Below are 18,144 nucleotides of genomic sequence, written 5' to 3'. Positions count from 1 at the left end.
ATACGGGCCCGATTCTTATCGCCCTCCGGTCAGATCCTCCTGGATCTTTTGGTTCACGGTCTCCACCTCCTCGGGGGAGACCGAACCTCTCCGCCACGAAAGGGTGAGAGTAATTCGTCCGGCAAAGTCGGAGAAAAAGATTCCCAAGCCCGGTGGGGAACACACGTTGGGAATGTTGTAAACGTTCTGAACCGGTGCTCCGGCGAACTCGCCACGCCCCGGCAGAAAAGAACCGGTATGGGAATGAAAGAGGCTGCAAATCTGGCCGCAGTTGGACAGACGGACGGCTGGGATGAACCAACCGACCGGCAGGTGGGCCGCCAAGGTCATCAGGGCTTCCGATGCCTTCGGCATCTCTTCTCTCATCGCCTCGCGGTACCTCTCGAGCAGATGACTCACGGCTTCCTCAAGCGTACCAAGAGCTCCGGCGTCGAGAAACAACGGCAGAGTCCCAGTATGATTGCCGAACAGCAGGTCGCGGCTGCGGCCGCGGGACTGGAAAGGCAGTTGCAGATGGATCTGGGGACTGTGCCATCCGCGCCTCTCATGCAGCAGTCGTAGAGCACGCGCAGCGACCGCTGCATAAAAAGGCATCTGCAAAAAGTCGCCGCACGCGGTGCGCAGACGAACTGCAGCTCTTTCCGACTGCTCTTGGGAGAATTCGATCACATGAAAATCGGGCGCACCGCCCTTCGCCCCCCCCTTGGCCCAGGCGGACAGACAGCCGGCGCTGGTCATGGCATGCAGGCGTTTCATCAGAGGCCGGGCTCGTTGGAACACGTCTCTCATTCTGTGGCGTTTTGGTGGCGCAGGTTCTGGCGGGCCTGCGCTGGCATCGCCTGACGCCATTTTTTCCAGCAGCAGATTGATGCCCGTGCCATCGAGCAGCGCGTGTCGCCATGTCAGCAGAATGACATGTTGGTCATGGTCGCCGAACGGAAAGACCTCCATCAACAAGGGGGAACGAAGGGGCTTGGATCCGACCTGGCCTTGAAACCGCTCACGGAGGATGTTCTTGTCGGGCGGCACTGATTGCGTTGGATGCCACGTGATTGCAGGCGCGGGAACTGTCCCCTGACTTTCCCAGGCCAGCCGCCAGCCGCGCCACACACGTTTCAACCGTGCTCCCAGCATTGGATGGTGCGCGTGGATCTGCTCCCAGACTCGCGCCAGCAAGTCGGCGTCGGGTTTGCCCTCCAGCTTCAAAACTGTCACACCCCAATGCGTATCCTGCCCGCTGCGGCGCATGAAGGACTCAAGCCCGGCGAGGAAATAATCGACCGTGGTGGCGGGCAACGTCAGCATCAGGCGGCGAGACGTCGTTTTTCCCTCAGGAACGTGGCCAGGGAACCGGCGGTGGCGAAGCGCTCACGGGTCATTTCCGACGGATTGACGGTGAGTTGAAAGCGCTGCTCGATTTGCAACAACAGCTGCATCATTGCCATCGAATCCAGTCCAAGCGTGAAGAGATCGGTCTCGGGAAGGATCGGCTCCTGGGGTTCGAGAATATGCTCGGAGGTGAGCAGTTCGATCACGGCTTCTGGTGTGATGGGGACTTCGGGCATTTTCTTCAGTGGAAAGAGCCTGCATCAAGCCTGTCGTCAAGAAAGCCCTGTATGCGTATTTTGCATCATCGGAACACGTGCGCGGTCGGGCGGTAACGTCCCGTCTTCCTGCCAGCCAATTGGGCACGACTTAACACATTGACTTTGCCTTGGTCGGTTATTAGAGAAAGCGCCCTCGCGGCGGCCGAGAAAAAAGGTCGTAACTACGAGTTTCAAATTTCGACGTCATCAGATGAGCATCACTACATTACTATGGCCGTATGAGAACGGTGAGAAGCGGGGACTTCCCAAATTCTTCAACTCAATCGGCAGGAAGATCAGCAAAATTCGGGCAAAGTGGGACCGGTCGTATTTGCTTCCCAAGCCTGAAGAGGCCAAAGCCGAGGAAGCCAGAATGGCGAAAATCGCCCTGGACTACTTTAATTTGGATGAAAACCGTGAACTGCTTGCCATTCCCGGGAAATCTATCAGCGGCGGGGTCCCGCTGACGGAATACTATTTGTTGCACAGATACCTGCGCCGTCACAAACCCGAGCACGTTTTGGAGTTGGGGAGCGGGGTTACATCCATTTTCATGAGCCATGCGCTCTGGCTTAACCAGCAGGAGGATCCCTCCTATGATGGTCATATCCAGTCAATGGAGAGCATTGAAAAGCCCCTCAAGAACACCCAGTCAATCCTGCCTGAGAAGCAGAGGCAGTTCATCACCTTCCATTTGTCGCCAGTCGTTGCCGACCGTTGGAGAGGGGACGTTCCCACCCACTCCTACAGGGACACTCCTTACAGGCCTTACAGCTTCATCTTTGTCGATGGTCCTCTGGCGAAAGTTTACCCGACCGGCGACCATCTGAAATGCGTGGAGACAGTGAAGGGACCGATCGACATTCTGGCCGATGCGAGATACCGCTCCATGGAAGTCTTGGACCGCTTCATCAGGCGTGGCCATGTCTTTGCCGATCACATTCACGAACTTGGCTTCGCCAAAGGTATTACCTACAATATGATTCAGGACCGGCCGCGGATGAGCATGCCGTTGAAGCACCGGAACGTATTCGAGGCATTTGATCTGAGTGTTTAAGCTGGCCTACAGGTCTGAGAGACGACCGTGAAAACAATCTTCCCATTGGATTTGACCTGTCATCTGGATTCCATGCGCGCCCCATGAACAAGCTGGACGAAATCATCGCCCACAAGCACACCGAACTGCAACGCCTGCTGCCCCGCGCCGAAAAGCTCCGCGCCGCCGCCGCGTTGCGTGATGATGTACGCTCCTTTTACGACGCATTGCGCAACGATCCGACGCGTCTCAGCATCATCGCCGAGGTCAAGCGCGCTTCGCCTTCAGCCGGAACGATTGCCGCCGACTTTGATCCGCTGACCATTGCCCGCGGCTACGAGAAGGCGGGCGCCAGCGCCATCTCCGTGCTCACGGACGAAAAGTATTTTCAAGGCCGACTCGAATACCTTTCCCTCATTCGCGAGCAGGTGGACATCCCTTGCCTGCGCAAGGACTTCATCATTCATGAGGCGCAGATCTTTGAGGCCGTGGTTGCGGGGGCGGATGCCATCCTGCTCATCGTCGCGGCTCTCGACCAACCCACGCTGGAGCACCTGCTTGAGGTGGCGCAGACCTTCCAGGTCGACGCACTTGTTGAAGTTCATAATCTGCCTGAACTCGAACGTGCGCTCGCGACAGACGCCCGTATCATCGGCGTGAACAATCGCAACTTGAAGAGCTTCACCGTCGATCTCTCCACCACGGAAGAACTCGCTGAAGAAGTTCCGGACGATGTTGTCCTCGTTTCTGAAAGCGGAATCAAAACGCCCGCCGACGCCCATCGCCTTGCCGAAGCGGGAGCGAATGCGCTTCTGATCGGCGAGACGCTGATGCGCAGCCCGAACATTCTCGTCGATCTCCCGCAGTACCGTGCCCCGGTGCCGGAGCAGTTTCATTGATTCGCCGTCTATTTCTGCTGCGAGAGATCGCGGAACACGATGATCGAAGGGTTTCCTACAGGCGTGAAGTGTCCCGTGAATGCGAGTGTTCCTGTTTTGGCATCGACTCGGAAAGCCGCGACGTTGTCGGCGCGCTGATTGCAGACATAGAGGAATTGCCCGCTCGGATCGAAGTTGAAGCTCCGTGGATAGTCGCCGCGCGTCCATTCCTCAGTGAGGAAAGTCAGTGTTCCATCCTCACCGACGGAGAAGATGGCGATGCTGTCGTGCAGTCGGTTGCCCGCATAGACAAAGCGTCCATCGGGCGAGACCATGATTTCGGAGCAGAAGTTGCTGCCGGCAAATCCGGGCGGCAGGCTCGACAGGGTTTGTCTGGCGGCGAGTTGTCCGTTGGCGTTGTTGTAATCGAAGAGGACGACCGTGGAACCTTCCTCCTGCAGAGAATAGAGCCACGTGCCCTTCGGATGGAACGCGAAGTGTCGCGGGCCGTCGCCGGGAGGCAGTGAGACCGTCGCAGGAGTGTTTGCCGTCAGTTTGCCGGTCTGTTCGTCGAATTTCCAAAGATAGATCTGATCCAGTCCGAGGTCTGAGTGCAGAACGAATTTTCCAGACGGATCTGCTTCAATCATGTGCGCATGGGCCTGATCATGTCCACTGATGGCAAAGCTGCCGGGAGGTGCGTGGGCGGCCTTGGTGGGGCCCAAGGTTCCTTCGTCTTTTTTCACATCGCTCGCGGGGCCGAGGCTGCCGTCGGGAAGGATGGGAATCACGGCCACCGTGCCGCCGAAGTAGTTCGCCACGAGCACGAACTTTCCTGACGGATGCACGCTGAGGTGCGCGGGACCTTTGCCTTCTGAACTGACGCTGTTCAGCAGTTTCAACTGGCCGCTTTGAGGATCGATGGCAAAAGCGCTCACCGTTCCAGATTCATTGTCGCCGATCCGCTCGGTTTCGTTGCCCGAATAGAGGTGTTTCTTGTCAGGACTGAAAGCGAGGCAGCTCGGGCTGGTGCCCATTTCAAACAGTCCGCATGGTTTCATTGCTCCGGTGGCACGGTCCACTTCAAACAGATGAATGCCGCGTCCGTTCCCGGGCGGCAGATCCACCTGGGTTTTTCGCATGTTTTGCAGCGGCGAGGTGTAGGTCCCCACATAGGCGATGAGCGCTCCGGGTTCTGTGGCTGCGAGCAATGGACTGCTGATCGCTGATGCGACGAGCGTTTGGAGAAAAATGCGGCGGGAATGAGAGGAAGGGGGCATGAGAGGGAAGTGTCAGCTTATTTCACTACGGGCAGGATTACGCGCGAGGCATGGGCAGCATCGTGCCAGATGGTGTTGATCGCCGCCACGCCGGGCTCGGTGATGAAATGACTGATCGGCGCGCCGGTCTGCGGATTCGGTTCATAGAAGGGTGCGCCCGTGCTGGCGATCGTCACGCGGATGCGATGTCCTTTGTTAAAAATGATGCTCGTCCAGCCGATGTCCCAGGCGAGTTTGGTGACCTCTCCGGGCACGAGCAGCTTTTGATGATCGAAGCCCTCGTGGTAGCGAGCACGCAATGGGTAATCCATGAGCAACATGGACCGTCCGTCAGGATACACGTCCGTGACGCGCAGAACGAAATCGGTGTCCTTGGCGGTTGAGGATACAAAGACCTCCGCCTTGATGCGGCCGGTCACCTCAACCGGTTTCGTGAGCACCTCGCTTGTCCAAGTGCGCACTTCGGCCTGTTCTTCAAACCCGCGAGCATCTCGTGCGCCAGGGAAGCCCGTGTACGGCAGGCTCATCGGATGTGCGGGATCGCTCAGATAAGAGGTGCTCGCCTTCGTGGCGGATACCTTGCTCGAGGCGAGTTTGCCATCGGGCTGCAGGAACCAATCCGATGCTGTGCTCGGCGGCGGGAAGTTTTTTTCCTCGCGCCACACATTGCCCGGCGCGCCTTCTTCTCCAGTGGCTCCCATCACGTAGTAGCGCACGGGTGTTTCCTTCTCGACACCGTTGTTCTCGCCTTTGAGGTGGTGATTGAACCACTTCTTCATGTGCGCATACACGTCGAATATTGCGTTCTCCGGAAACACGAGCTCGCCGATCTTGTTCGACTTCGGATAGCCGCCATGCAGCCACGGACCGATGATGAGCTGCTGGTGGCCGCGTGAGGAGGGGCCTCCGTATTGATTGCGCCCGATGAAACTCGCCACGCTGCCCTGGCACATGAAATCAAACCAACTGCCGATGGTGAAGCAGGGGTAGTTCATCTTGTCAAAGTGCAGCGACGCGTCTTCATCGCGCCAGTAGTCATCGTAGTTCGGATGCTGGTCCCACTCGCGCAGCATGGCTTCGTTGTCCTTGATGTCGCGTGCCACCGCGCCGCCTTTGATGAAGCGCTGCGGCTTCGTCGCACCGCCGATGCGGTAGCCTTCCTGATACAGGCTCAGGCCCGTGTCAGTCATGTATTGCGCCACGAGGTGCGGCGGCTGTGTCACTGCGAGATAATTCTGCGCATAGCCCGCCTGCGATCCGCCATACGTGCCGATCTTGCCTGTGCACCACGGCTGTGCGGCGAGCCACTCACAGACATCATAGCCATCGCGCAGCGGTCCCCATTGCAGGCCGCGGTAACCACGATAAACGCCTTCGCTTTCATGCGTGCCGCGATAGTTCACCAGTGCGATCACGAAGCCGCCCTCGGCAAACTTCGCCGCCGCCTTGCGCGATCCGGCGCTGCTGATGTCCGCGTAGCGCTGTTCGAAAATGGCGGGCCATTTGCCCTCGCCCGGAGGAAAGAAGACATAGGCGGAAAGACGCTTGCCATCCCGCATCGGAATCATGAGATGCTCTTCACGGATGGTTCCAAAATCGAGTTTGGGAGGTTCCGCCGAATGCAGGGATACGACGGAGACGAGAAGGAGCAAAAGATGGCGCATCAACCCATTACGCACGTTTCATTGCGGACGTTACTGGAATGATGTCATGGCCGGGCGATTTGCGCGGCCAGTTCCGCGATCAAGCTCGTCAGCGTCGTGAGCTCCCGGTCCGGTGCCTGTTTTGGCATGACGAGAAGCAGTTCGGAAGTCGGAACCGGAGCAGCAAGTGGCATGAACACGCAGCCTCCATGCGGCAGTTTGCTTGCATGCGCGGGAATGACGGCGACGCCTTCGCCGGCCGTGACGGCTCCGAGCATCATGGAAAGCGAATCAACCTCGCTCACGACCTGCGGTTCAAATCCAGCCTGTTGGCAGATGGAGCGGAGAAACTCGCGACGACCCGGGAAGAAGGCGTCGGAGAGAGAAACCCACGAGTCGTTCTTCAGGGCTGAGAGCTTGATCGACTTCTTCTTTGCCAATGCGTGATCCTCTGGCAGAACGGCGGCCATCTTGTGCCGTGACAGTGTGCGGATGGTGAAGAACGCGCGGTCTGCTTCCGAGATGTTTCCGAGAATGGCGGCGTCAAGTTCGTGATTGCGCAGGCGGTCGAGTTGGGCACGCGGGGGCAGTTCAAAAAGGCTCACTTGAGCCTTCGGGTGACGTTGACGGAACTCGCGCACCGCCGGAGCCACGAGATCGTCAAGAAACGGCGTGAGGAATCCCAGTCGCAACGTGCGCCGGGCCTTGCCAAACTGCTCGCGCAACTGCTGCGCACCCGTTTCGGCGTCGCAGACGATCTGGCGTGCCTTTGGCAGGAAAAAGCGGCCTGCGTCGGTGAGGTGGATGCGTTTGCGGATGCGATCAAACAACGCCACACCCAGTTCCGCCTCCAGCACGGCGATCTGGCGGCTCAGCGCTGGTTGCGTGACGTGCAGACGCTTTGCCGCAGCCGAAATGCTCAGTTCCTCGGCAGAAGCGATGAAGTAGCGAAGCTGGTGAAATTCCACGCGTGATCAGACCACAGACCCGTCCTTTACGCAAATCGCCTGCAAAGTGACAAGGCGGACGTTTGGAGGCCGTAGAAAGCAGGTCTCTTCCCATGTCCTCTCCGCTTTTCCGTCCCGCCATGGACCGTCGCGCCTTTCTCACGGCTTCGACGATGGGGCTGGCGTCGCTCGGATTCAAAGGCGGCGTGCGTGCTTCGACCGGACCTGCGGTGGCAGCTCCCACTCTGGCGAAGCCGGCGAAATCGACGGTACTGTTTTTCCTCTGCGGCGGTTCGTCGCACATCGACATGTGGGACATGAAGCCAGATGCGCCGCTGGAGTATCGCGGTGAGTTCAAGCCGATCCGCACCACGGGCGATGACATTCGCCTGTGCGAGCATCTGCCTCTGCTGGCGAAGCAGGCGCATCGATTCTCGATGATCCACGGCGTGACCGACGGCGGACGCGCCACGGGCGATCATCACGCGGGCTATTATTACAATCTCACCGGCCACGCACCGGATCCGACCTTCAAGCAGCAGGGCAACGACCGTCGCCCGTATCCAGACGACTGGCCTTACATGGGAAGCGTGATCGGCATGAAGCGCCCTCAGCATCCGTCGCTGCCATCGCTCATCACGTTGCCGCACAAGCCGAGCAAGCTGCCGTTCACGCGTCCGGGACAGTTCGCGGGTCGCATCGGCATGGAATACGATCCGTTTTTCCTGAATGGCCGTTTTGAAGAGCCGCTGAAGTTTGCCGCGCCGACCATTTCCGTCGGCGGTGGCATGACGGCGTCGCGCATGCAGGATCGCAAGGCGTTGCTGGCGGCGATGAATGACGCGCGTCGTGAATTGGATCACGAGGTGGCGATTCAAAATTATGTGAAGCAGCAGGAGCGTGCGTTTGATCTGCTTTCTTCAAGCGGCACGGCGAACGCTTTCGACATCGAGAGCGAACCGTTGAAGCTGCGCGAGCGTTACGGTCAGGACATCAACGGCATGAGCCTGCTCATGGCGCGTCGCTTGGTCGAGGCGGGCGTGCCATTCATCACCGTGTTTTGGATGGGCGATGAAAGTCTCGCCAAGAAGTGCCGCAGCGCCGGCAGTTGGGACACGCATGGGAACAACTTTAACTGCCTGCGCGAAAACCTCCTGCCGCAGTTCGACCGCTGCTTCTCCGCGTTCCTCGAGGATCTTTCCTCGCGCGGCCTGCTCGATGAAACGCTGGTGATGGTCACTAGCGAGATGGGTCGCATGCCCAAAGTCGGAGACCGTCGCTCCGGCGGCGTGGTGGGTGCGGGGCGCGATCACTGGACCGCCTGCATGAGCGTGCTCATGGCCGGCGCGGGCATCCGCGGTGGTCAGGCGGTGGGTGAAACTGACGCGCGTGCTGAACTGCCGAAGGACCGGCCGATCTATCCCGAGGACGTCACGAAGACCGTCTATTATGCCATGGGAATCGGCGACCTCGAAGCTCACGACAAGCTCGGTCGCGCCTACAACCTGCTCGATGAAGGCAGGCCGCTGACCGAGTTGTTTTGAGCCAGTTGGAGCGGCTACTGACTTGCTGCGGATGGTGCCGCAGGTTCCAGTTTCTTTCCCTCTTCCCCGGTGACTTTGCGGAACTCAATTCGGTGAAACAGGGCTCCCCCCATCTTGCTTGCCAGACCGAAAATCGGACTGCGCCCGGCACTCCGCGTGAAAAACACGTCTGCACCACGGCCTTGCTTGAGGTGGCTCCAGTCCCCGACCCAACGAAACGCCTCCTGATCATCAAGCACGACGCGCAGCCCTTCGTCACGGACCTGGATTAGAAGCGTGTGTCTAGAGTCCGGCGCCATCCACCGTATGCGTGGCGGGCAGAGGTCGCCGAGGTCGAAATCCGGACGGTCCGCGATATGTGACAAACCTGCGTATTTCAGATTCTCATGTCCAACGAAGTGCTGATCGAAGATGATCGTGCCACCGTTTTTCCCCTTTCGAATGGCGAAGGCGATGCCTCCTGCGGCTTTCTCTGGTCGCGTGAGTTGAATGCGCAGTTCATAATTGCCGCCGTCGTAGTCCACAGGAAGATCGCAACTGCCCACATTGCCACTAGTGGGGTCGAAGAACAATTCACCGTCTTTAAGCGACCAGAGGCCGTTGGATGCATTGCTGACGGGATCGAAGTTTTCCAGCAGGTTTGTCCACGCAGATGGATCTGCTGGTTTGACGGTCGCAAGGCCGGGGGATGATTTTTCCCGAGGTGATGTAAAGGCAGGCAGCTTCACGCCTTCCGCGCCTGCCACACTCTTCATCTCGATGTTGTGGTAGGTCACCGATCCGAGAATGAGGCCGAGACCGAAGATTGGAAGGTGGTCCAGTTCACCCAGATAAGTGTCGAGACCACGGCCCTGCTGGAGACGACTCCAGTCACCCATCCAGCGGAAGACTTCCTGGCCATTGAGTTCGGCGCGCAATCCCTCATCGCGCACCTGCAGGAGCAGGGTGTGTCGTTGGCCCACAGTCAGCCAGTCCTGTTCCCTTTTGGGCCACTGGTCGTTGAAGTTCATCATTGTGGTGTCGCGATCATATTCCAGCCCTGCCATGTGGAGCCCTGAAGGCGTGGTGACATCAAAAAGCACACTTCCGCCGACGGTTCCTTTGCGGAAGGAAAAGCTCATGGATTGGTGAATGGTGTCCGCTCGCGTGAAACGGATGCGCAGATCGTAGCTGCCTCCGTTGTAGTCCACAGGGATCTCCATGGCCCCGCGGTTGTCATTTCCTCGATTGAGATAGACCAGTTCGCCGTTCTCGACCTTCCACCGGCCGCTTAGTGCGTTTTTCTCCGGGTTGATCAGCGGGATCAAATGGTGCCAGCCGATGTCCGTCGGGTCTGCGGAGTCGGGGGGGGCATTGGTTGAAGCCTCTGCGACTGTGACCTGTGGCTGCCGTGTCATTTGCCGGTCAATGACGAAACCCAGAGCAATCACCGCGACTGCAGCGATGACCAGCTTTGTTTTGACGCGAGATCGGTGGGCCGGACCGGCGAAGGAAGACGTCGGTCTCCACGACGTCATCTTGGCTGCCGTTGTAGCGCGCTCGATGGCGCCCTTCATCTCGATTGCGGTGGAGTAGCGCTTTTCGCGGTCGGTCTGCATGGCCTTGTCCACGATGGCGTCGAAGCGGCGGTCGAGCTTGGGCACCACGCCACTGGCCGCCTCAAACCGTCCGCGTGGGACCTTGCCGGTGAGCATCTGGTAGAGCATCACGCCGACAGCGTAGATGTCCGCCCTGCCATCGACCTGGATGCCCGGGATCGTCGCTTCAGGTGCCATGTAATCAGGAGTCCCCATCGCCACCTGCGTGCGTGTGAGCGCCGTCGTTTCCCGGTTCAGCGCCTTGGCCAGGCCGAAGTCCGCCACCTTCACCGTTCCCCTGCGATCAATCATCACGTTGGAGGGTTTGATGTCGCGGTGCACGATGCCTTCGGCGTGGGCATAGGCCAGCGCGTCGCAAACCGCCGTGATGATCTCCACCGCGCGTTCCTTGGCGACGCGTCCTTCACTGGCGATCAATTGCGCCACATCCGTTCCATCGATGAACTCCATGACGTAGTAGAGCAGCCCCCCCGGCGTCTGGCCTGCGTCGAAGACGGTCACGATGTTCGGATGACTGAGCCGTGCCATCGCCTGCGCCTCGCGCTTGAAGCGGTTGGCGAATTCCATGCCATCGTCCTCGTCATTGGAGATGTCCGGTGGCAGCACCTTGATGGCGACACCACGTTTCAGTGTCACCTGCGTGCCTTTGTAAACTGCACCCATGCCACCGCAGGCCACCAGTGTGGTGATTTCATAGTTCGGCAGGATTCGCTGAAGTTCTTCGATCGCAGGCGCGCTCCACCGGCGGCGGCCGCTCTTGCTTTTTTTGGAGTCGCTGCCCGGCGGCGGTGGGTCGGGCAGGAGGAGGGTCTGCTCCGGGTCGGGTGCTGGAAGTTCCTCCTCCAGTCCGAGCCGGAGGAGGGGGGCGATGTCGTCGTGCCGGGATTCAGGGGCGGACATGCGGCGAAGATTTTCTACACAGACCACAACGTTACGCTGATGACACGCAAAAAATTCGTGAAAGGAATTCTGCCCCATGTATTAAACTGAAAATACATGAGCGAACCTGCGCAGCGTTCCTTTCCCACCACCCGTTGGTCGGTCATCAGCCGGCTGAGGAGCAGCGAGTCTGCGGAGGCGGAGGGCGCGGTGCGCGAGGTCTTCACCAGCTACCGCTATCCGCTCTATGGCTACCTGCGCATGAGCGGCATGCAGCACGAGGATGCCGAGGACGTGCTGCAAGGCTTTTTCGAAAAGATGCTGCGCAACGAAGGGCTCGCCCAGGCGGACCGCGAGCGTGGCAGGCTGCGCACCTTTCTGCTTACCGCGCTTTCACGGTTCAAGAGCAACTGGCAGCGCGGCGAGCGCCGCCGCCATCAGCGCGTCCAGGCCGAAAGTGATCTGTGGGACGAAGATGAGGCACGCTGGCAGCGCGAGCAGCATGCCACCGGGGACACCCCTGAGATCTACTACGACCGCCAATGGGCGCGTGAACTCATTGACCGCGTGCGCGGGGAGGTCCGCGGCGTCTATGTGAAGCGCGGCAGGGAAACCCTGCACGACGCCCTGGCACCGCATCTCGCGGGTGGCGCGGAAGACGAGGCCATGGACGAAGTCGCCTCACGCCTGGGCATCACGGTGAACAACGTTCGCGTTTCCCTGCATCGCCTGCGCGGTGATTTTCGGGAGCGTTTGATCGAGGAGGTCAAGCAGACCGTGGATGATGGCGAAGACGTGCGCCCGGAACTGCAGCACCTGCTGGACCTCTTCGAGAGCTGAACTCTGAGGCAAGGCTGGGGTGGAGCATCGGACGGGATTTGTTGAGAAGGGTTGTAATGCAGCAGCATGGCCGGGGTAGAGCCCGACGACATCCCGCCCTTCCCATGAACAAGCTCTTCCAATTCTTCTCTCTCCTGCTCGTGGTTGCCATTCTGGCGGTCCCATCCTCCGGGCTGGCCCAATCCAACTTTTCCATCGCCGTGGATGGCACTTCTTCAAATGTCGGAAGCCATTGCTCTCAAGCGATCGTCGATGGCAATCCGGCGATCAGTTACTACGATGTGACCAACGGCGATCTGAAGTTTGTGCGGGCCAGCACTCCTGATGGCAGCACTTGGGGAACCCCGGTGACTGTCGCTTCAGCCGGCGACGTGGGTCAATATACTTCGCTTTGCGTGGTCAACGGCAACCCGGCGATCAGTTACTACGATGTAACCAATGGCGATCTCAAATTTGTGCGGGCCAGCACTGCCGATGGCAGCGCTTGGGGAACGCCGGTGACGATCGACTCAGTTGGCGATGTGGGTCAGTTTACCTCTCTTTGCGTGGTTAATGGCAACCCGGCGATCGGTTATTTCGATGCGGACAATGTCGATCTCAAATTTGTGCGGGCCAGTGATGCAAGTGGCGGCAGTTGGAATGCACCACTTACAATTGATATTAGTGGCGGCGCGTTCGTCTCGCTGGCCGTGGTGAACGGAAACCCCGCCATCAGCTATTCCAATCCGAACAATGGTAATCTCAAATTCATTCGAGCAAGCAACGTCGATGGCACCAGTTGGAGTGGTGGAACGTCGATCGACACGACTGGTGGACAATATACTTCGCTGGCCGTGGTGAACGGGAACCCCGCCATCAGCTACCACAATCCGACCAATGGTAATCTCAAATTCATTCGAGCAAGCAACGTCGATGGCACCAGTTGGAGTGGTGGGACGGCGATCGACACCACTGGTGGCGAATACACTTCACTGGCTGTGGTGAACGGGAAGCCTTTTGTCAGCTATTACAACCAAAACAACGGCAACCTCAAATACATCCGCTCCAACGACCCTAGCGGCACCAGTTGGCAGACAGGCAAATCGCTCGATACCGTTGGCGATGTAGGCCAGTTTACATCGCTAGCCGTGGTAAACAACCAGCCTGCCATCGCTTACTACGATGTGACCAATGGCGATCTGAAATGGATGCTGCTGCTTCCCGAAATCGCCGTCAGTGGCAATGGAACGGACATTGTCAGCGGGGACAGCACGCCTGACACGGCGGACGACACGGACTTCGGCAGCGTGCCTGTCGCGGGCGGTTCAGTGGCACATACCTTTACCATTTCAAATTCGGGAGATGGCTTTCTCTCGCTGACAGGAACGGCGCCAAACTACGTGACGCTCAGTGGGCCTGGCGCCTCCGCGTTTAGCGTAACGGCGCAGCCTGCTTCGGGAACGGTGGCCACTGCGGGCACACAGACCTTCACCATCACTTTCGATCCCACCGCCGCCGGAGTTCAGACAGCCAACGTGACCATTCCCAATGACGACGCGAACGAGGGCCCCTTCACTTTCACCGTCCAAGGAACCGGCCTTGTCTCAACTTACAACTCTGCGTCCGACGTGCCGGTGACCAGCAATGGTTTCACCGCAAGCGGCGCCGCAACGCTGGCACTGAACTTTGCACCGGTGGCAGGAACGAGCCTGACCGTGGTCAATAACACCGGAGCGGCGTTCATCAGCGGAACCTTCAGCAATCTGGCGCAGGGGCAGGAGGTGGTGATGGGTTACAACGGGATGGTGTATCGCTTCGTGGCCAACTACTACGGCGGAACGGGCAATGATCTGGTCTTGCAGTGGAAGAACGTGCGCCCGGTGGCCTGGGGGGACAACAGCAACGGGAAACTGGGGGATGGCACGACAATAGGGCGGCTCACCTCCGTGAATGTGGTCAGCAGTGGTGTGCTGGCTGGGAAGACCATCGTCAGCATGGCGGCCGGGGCCAATCACAGTCTGGCGTTGTGCTCCGATGGCACTCTCGCTGCATGGGGTTCCAATTTCAGCGGACAGCTGGGCAATCATTCTCCCAGCGATAGCAGTGTGCCGGTGCTGGTGGACAGGTCTGGCGTGCTGAGTGGCAAGACCGTCGTGGCCATTGCGGTTGGCACAAGTCACAGCCTGGCCCTGTGCTCGGATGGCACGCTGACGGCATGGGGCAGCAATTCTCGCGGCCAGTTGGGTGACAACACAACAACCTCTCGTGACGTACCCGTGCTGGTGGACACCAGTGGAATCCTCAGTGGCAAAACGATCACCGCGATTGCCGCCGGACAGGGGCACAGTATGGCCTTGTGTTCGGACGGCACGGTGGCCGCATGGGGCCAGAATGACTACGGTCAGTTGGGCAACAACGCTACGGGAACCGACAGCCTTGTGCCGGTGGCGGTGAATACCAGCGGGGTGCTCTCCGGCAAGACGGTGGTGTCCATCGCCGCCGGACAGTTGCACAGCCTGGCCTTGTGCTCGGATGGTGCGGTGGCAGCATGGGGCAATGGTGGCAATGGTCAATTGGGCAACAACACCTATGCGAACAGCGGTGTGCCCGTGCTGACGACCACCACAGGAGTGCTGGCTGGGAAAACGGTGGTCACGTTGCGGGCGGGCCTGAATCACAGCGTGGCGCTGTGCTCGGATGGCACCTTGGCGACTTGGGGAGCAAACGCCAACGGGCAGTTGGGCCAATCCGGGCCGGTTGACAGCAAGGTGCCGGTTTTGGTGGACACCAGCGGCGTGCTGAACGGAAAGACTGTCGTGGGGATGTTTGCCGGCCAGTATCACACCCTGGCATGGTGCTCGGACGGCTCGGCGGTGTCGTGGGGGCTCAACAGCAGTGGCCAGCTCGGCGACAACACAACGACTACTAGCAACGTGCCGGTGCCGGTGAGCACCTCGGGGCTGGCCACCGGGGAAACCTTTGCCATGGTGCGCAGCGGCCCAAATGCCATTCACAGCCTCGGGCTCGTGGCGGCAGCGCCAGCACCCGAAATCGCCATCAGTGGAAACGGAACGGACATCGTCAGCGGGGACACCACACCCGCCACGGCGGACGACACGGATTTCGGAACGATGGCCGTCACGGCAGGCGCGGTGGCCCATACCTTCACCCTTTCCAACACAGGCGATGGCATACTCTCTCTGACGGGTGTTGCTCCCGACTACGTGACACTCAGCGGTTCAGGGGCGGCTGCCTTCAGCGTCACGGCACAACCAGCCTCAGGCACTTTGGCCAATGGACAGACGAAAACATTCACGATCACCTATGATCCGACCACCGCCGGAGCTCACACCGCCACGGTGAGCGTTCCGAATGATGATTCGAACGAGGATCCCTTCACGTTCACCATCCGCGGCACAAGCCTGCTGGACTGGACGTATGGCAGCGCAACCGACGTGCCGGTGACCAGCAACGGCTTCACTCCAGCCGGAGCGGCAGCGCTGGCACTGAACTTTGCCCCTGCGGCAGGAACCAACCTGACCGTGGTGAAGAACACCGGGACCGGATTCATCAACGGTGAATTCAACAATGTGTCCAATGGTTCGACGGTGAGCCTCAGTTTCAATGGGGTGACCTATCCCTATGTGGCCTGGTATTACGGCGGGGATGGCAACGACCTGGTCCTGATGTGGCCCTACACAGGGCTCGCCGCGTGGGGCAACAACAACGACGGCCAGATCGGGAACGGCACGTCTGGAGGATCGAACAATGCGCCAGTGGCAGTGACCCAGACCGGTGTGCTGGCAGGCAAAATCATCGTGCAGGTGGCGCGGGGGGCTGGCCACACTCTGGCGCTCACGAGTGACGGGAAAGTGTATGCGTGGGGGAATAACGTCTCCGGCAGGCTCGGAGATAACACAACAACAGAACGCCATTCTCCGGTGGCCGTGAACACGGACAGTGGGACGAGCGCGCTGTCTGGCAAGACAGTGGTCGCCATCGCTGCAGGTGCCAAACACAGCCTGGCATTGTGTTCGGACGGAGCCGTGGTGGCATGGGGAGAAAATCTCAATGGCAAGCTCGGGGACAATACGACAACCAATCGCTCTGCCCCGGTGGCGGTGAATGTGGACAGCGGGACCAGTGCGCTGTTCGGCAAGACAGTGGTGGCCATCGCGGCAGGTGCCACTCACAGCCTGGCCTTGTGCTCGGACGGAACCGTGGTCGCGTGGGGAGACAACACCAATGGCAGGCTGGGCGATAACACGACCACCGAGAGTCATGTCCCGGTGGCGGTGAACGTGGACAGCGGAACGAGCGCACTGAACGGCAAGACGGTGGTCGCCATCGTAGCGGCTAATGCCCACAGTCTGGCGCTATGTTCGGACGGAACCGTGGCAGCGTGGGGTGGCAACGTCAACGGTCAGCTCGGCGACACCACGACCGCCGAGCGTCATGCCCCGGTGTTGGTGAACACGAGCAACGGGACCAGCGCGTTGTATGGCAAGACGGTGACAGCCATTGCCGCAGGCGGTCATAGCCTGGCGCTGTGTTCTGATGGCACCGTGGCAGGATGGGGCAGCAATGGTTTCGGCCAGCTCGGGGACAATACCACGACGCCACGCAGCGCCCCGGTGGCGGTGAATGTGGACAGCGGGACCAGCGCACTGTACAACAAGACAGTAGTGGCCATTGCCGGAGGTTTCCGGCACAGCCTGGCGCTGTGTTCAGACGGAACAGTCGCCGCATGGGGAGACAACTCCTTCGGCCAGATCGGAGACAACACGGTGGTCACGCAGCGCAATGCCCCGACACTGGTGAATGCGGACAGCGGAACAAGCGTGCTGGCCGGGCAGATGGTCAGCGGACTCTCTTTCAGCAATCAGGGCAATCACAGCGTCGTCATCTACGGGGTGCTGCCAGGAATCACGGTGGAGGAACCGGTGGGCACAGCTCTCGCGAATGGCTCCGCCAGCATTGACTTCGGCGGAGTGCGGATAGGTGCTGCCGGACCGCTCAAGACCTTCACTCTTCGGAACACGGGCTGGTACTCGCTGACCGTGGGCACCATCACGGTGGACGGCACAAATGCCGCCGACTTTGTTCTGAATTCCACGGGGACGGCTGCCACACTGGCTCCTGGTGACAGCACGACTCTCGACATCACCTTTTCGCCTGCCGGGACTTCAAGCGCACGCACATCCGCCCTTCACATCGGGAACGGAACTGCGCTTGAAAACACCTTTGACATCGCGCTCACCGGCCTCGCGCTTTCTGCCACGCTGGACACGGACAACGATGGTCTGAACGACTGGGGTGAGTATTCTTTGTCCGCGCTCGGCTTTGACTGGCAGACCAGCCAGACATCTCTCGTGGCCGCGCTGAACAGCGGCGCGAATGCGGCGGGCCTTTACAACCAGACGCAGTATGACGGGAATTACACCGCCGGTCAGAACAACGTGGTCGGCAATCCAAATCCCTTCGGCCTCTACACACCTTCGCAGGTGCAGGCGCTGAACATCGGCACGCCGCTCATCCAGCGCAATGCCTCGACCGGAGTCTTCACCCTGACCATCGGCGTGGAGAAGAGCACCGACCTGACCAACTTCGATCCATTCCCCATGACCACGCCGCAGACCACCGTCAACGGCAACGGCCAGTTGGAGTTCCAATTCACCGTGCCGGACAACGCCGCCTTCTTCCGCCTGCAATCGCAGTGAAGCAGCCTCGTCATCAGGGCAAAATCGGTGCCCTGGCCGTGTTTGAAAACCTCCCGGACATCCATGGAGGTGCCGCAGACGCGCCAGCACAGTAGCCATCTCGCTCCGCGAGATGAGCCCATGGAGCCCGACATCGGCCACACGTTTCAATCACTCGAAGACGATCGAACCGTCGGAAGCGTTGCGTTCCTCCTGCGGAGCGAGAGGACTACTT

At 59.7% G+C, this 18,144-nt stretch carries 11 protein-coding genes; 5 read left to right on the top strand and 6 right to left on the bottom strand.

What is annotated here, in order from left to right:
* Positions 1-15 precede the first annotated feature (15 nt).
* The gene (locus KDL09_RS15870) at positions 16-957 is read right to left on the bottom strand and encodes a hypothetical protein (RefSeq protein ID WP_294387117.1); all 942 of its coding nucleotides are present in this window, start codon (positions 955-957) and stop codon (positions 16-18) included.
* Between the two features lie 347 nt (positions 958-1,304).
* Positions 1,305-1,535 carry a phosphopantetheine-binding protein gene (locus KDL09_RS15865; protein WP_294387114.1) on the bottom strand — a complete coding sequence of 77 codons (231 nt, stop codon included), beginning with the start codon at positions 1,533-1,535 and terminating at the stop codon, positions 1,305-1,307.
* A 262-nt stretch (positions 1,536-1,797) separates the two neighbouring features.
* Between KDL09_RS15865 and KDL09_RS15860 the strand changes: the two genes are divergently transcribed.
* Positions 1,798-2,643 carry a hypothetical protein gene (locus tag KDL09_RS15860; protein WP_294387111.1) on the top strand — a complete coding sequence of 282 codons (846 nt, stop codon included), beginning with the start codon at positions 1,798-1,800 and terminating at the stop codon, positions 2,641-2,643.
* Between the two features lie 83 nt (positions 2,644-2,726).
* On the top strand, positions 2,727-3,521 hold the full coding sequence (gene trpC / locus KDL09_RS15855; RefSeq protein WP_294387108.1) for an indole-3-glycerol phosphate synthase TrpC: 795 nt from the start codon (positions 2,727-2,729) through the stop codon (positions 3,519-3,521).
* Between the two features lie 8 nt (positions 3,522-3,529).
* On the opposite strand, the gene KDL09_RS15850 is transcribed toward trpC, so the two are convergent.
* Genes KDL09_RS15850 through KDL09_RS15840 form a run of 3 tightly spaced genes read right to left on the bottom strand, consistent with a single transcriptional unit; the run spans position 3,530 to position 7,391 of the window.
* Positions 3,530-4,780 carry a lactonase family protein gene (locus KDL09_RS15850; RefSeq protein ID WP_294387106.1) on the bottom strand — a complete coding sequence of 417 codons (1,251 nt, stop codon included), beginning with the start codon at positions 4,778-4,780 and terminating at the stop codon, positions 3,530-3,532.
* A 17-nt stretch (positions 4,781-4,797) separates the two neighbouring features.
* Positions 4,798-6,444 (bottom strand): CocE/NonD family hydrolase, encoded by a 1,647-nt coding sequence (locus KDL09_RS15845; protein WP_294387104.1) that lies wholly within the window; start codon positions 6,442-6,444, stop codon positions 4,798-4,800.
* Positions 6,445-6,488: 44 nt separating this feature from the next.
* Entirely contained in the window at positions 6,489-7,391 is a 903-nt protein-coding gene (locus KDL09_RS15840) for a LysR substrate-binding domain-containing protein (RefSeq protein ID WP_294387102.1), read from the bottom strand.
* A gap of 92 nt (positions 7,392-7,483) precedes the next feature.
* On the opposite strand from KDL09_RS15840, the gene KDL09_RS15835 reads away from it, so the two are divergent.
* Positions 7,484-8,914, top strand: coding sequence for a DUF1501 domain-containing protein (locus tag KDL09_RS15835; RefSeq protein WP_294387099.1), 1,431 nt, complete (start codon positions 7,484-7,486; stop codon positions 8,912-8,914).
* A gap of 14 nt (positions 8,915-8,928) precedes the next feature.
* Here the strand turns inward: KDL09_RS15835 and KDL09_RS15830 are convergent, their stop codons facing one another.
* Positions 8,929-11,412, bottom strand: a complete 2,484-nt coding sequence (locus KDL09_RS15830; RefSeq protein WP_294387097.1) for a serine/threonine-protein kinase — start codon at positions 11,410-11,412, stop codon at positions 8,929-8,931.
* Between the two features lie 96 nt (positions 11,413-11,508).
* Here KDL09_RS15830 and KDL09_RS15825 point away from each other — a divergent pair, with 96 nt between their 5' ends.
* Positions 11,509-12,231, top strand: a complete 723-nt coding sequence (locus tag KDL09_RS15825) for a hypothetical protein (protein ID WP_294387095.1) — start codon at positions 11,509-11,511, stop codon at positions 12,229-12,231.
* Between the two features lie 104 nt (positions 12,232-12,335).
* The gene (locus tag KDL09_RS15820; RefSeq protein WP_294387093.1) at positions 12,336-17,930 is read left to right on the top strand and encodes a choice-of-anchor D domain-containing protein; all 5,595 of its coding nucleotides are present in this window, start codon (positions 12,336-12,338) and stop codon (positions 17,928-17,930) included.
* Positions 17,931-18,144: the final 214 nt, after the last annotated feature.

The sequence above is a fragment of the Prosthecobacter sp. genome, from assembly GCF_020439865.1.
Classification (GTDB): Bacteria; Verrucomicrobiota; Verrucomicrobiia; order Verrucomicrobiales; family Verrucomicrobiaceae; genus Prosthecobacter.
Note: the sequence above shows the minus strand (reverse complement) of the source record. Positions and strands in the feature narration are given on the sequence as shown.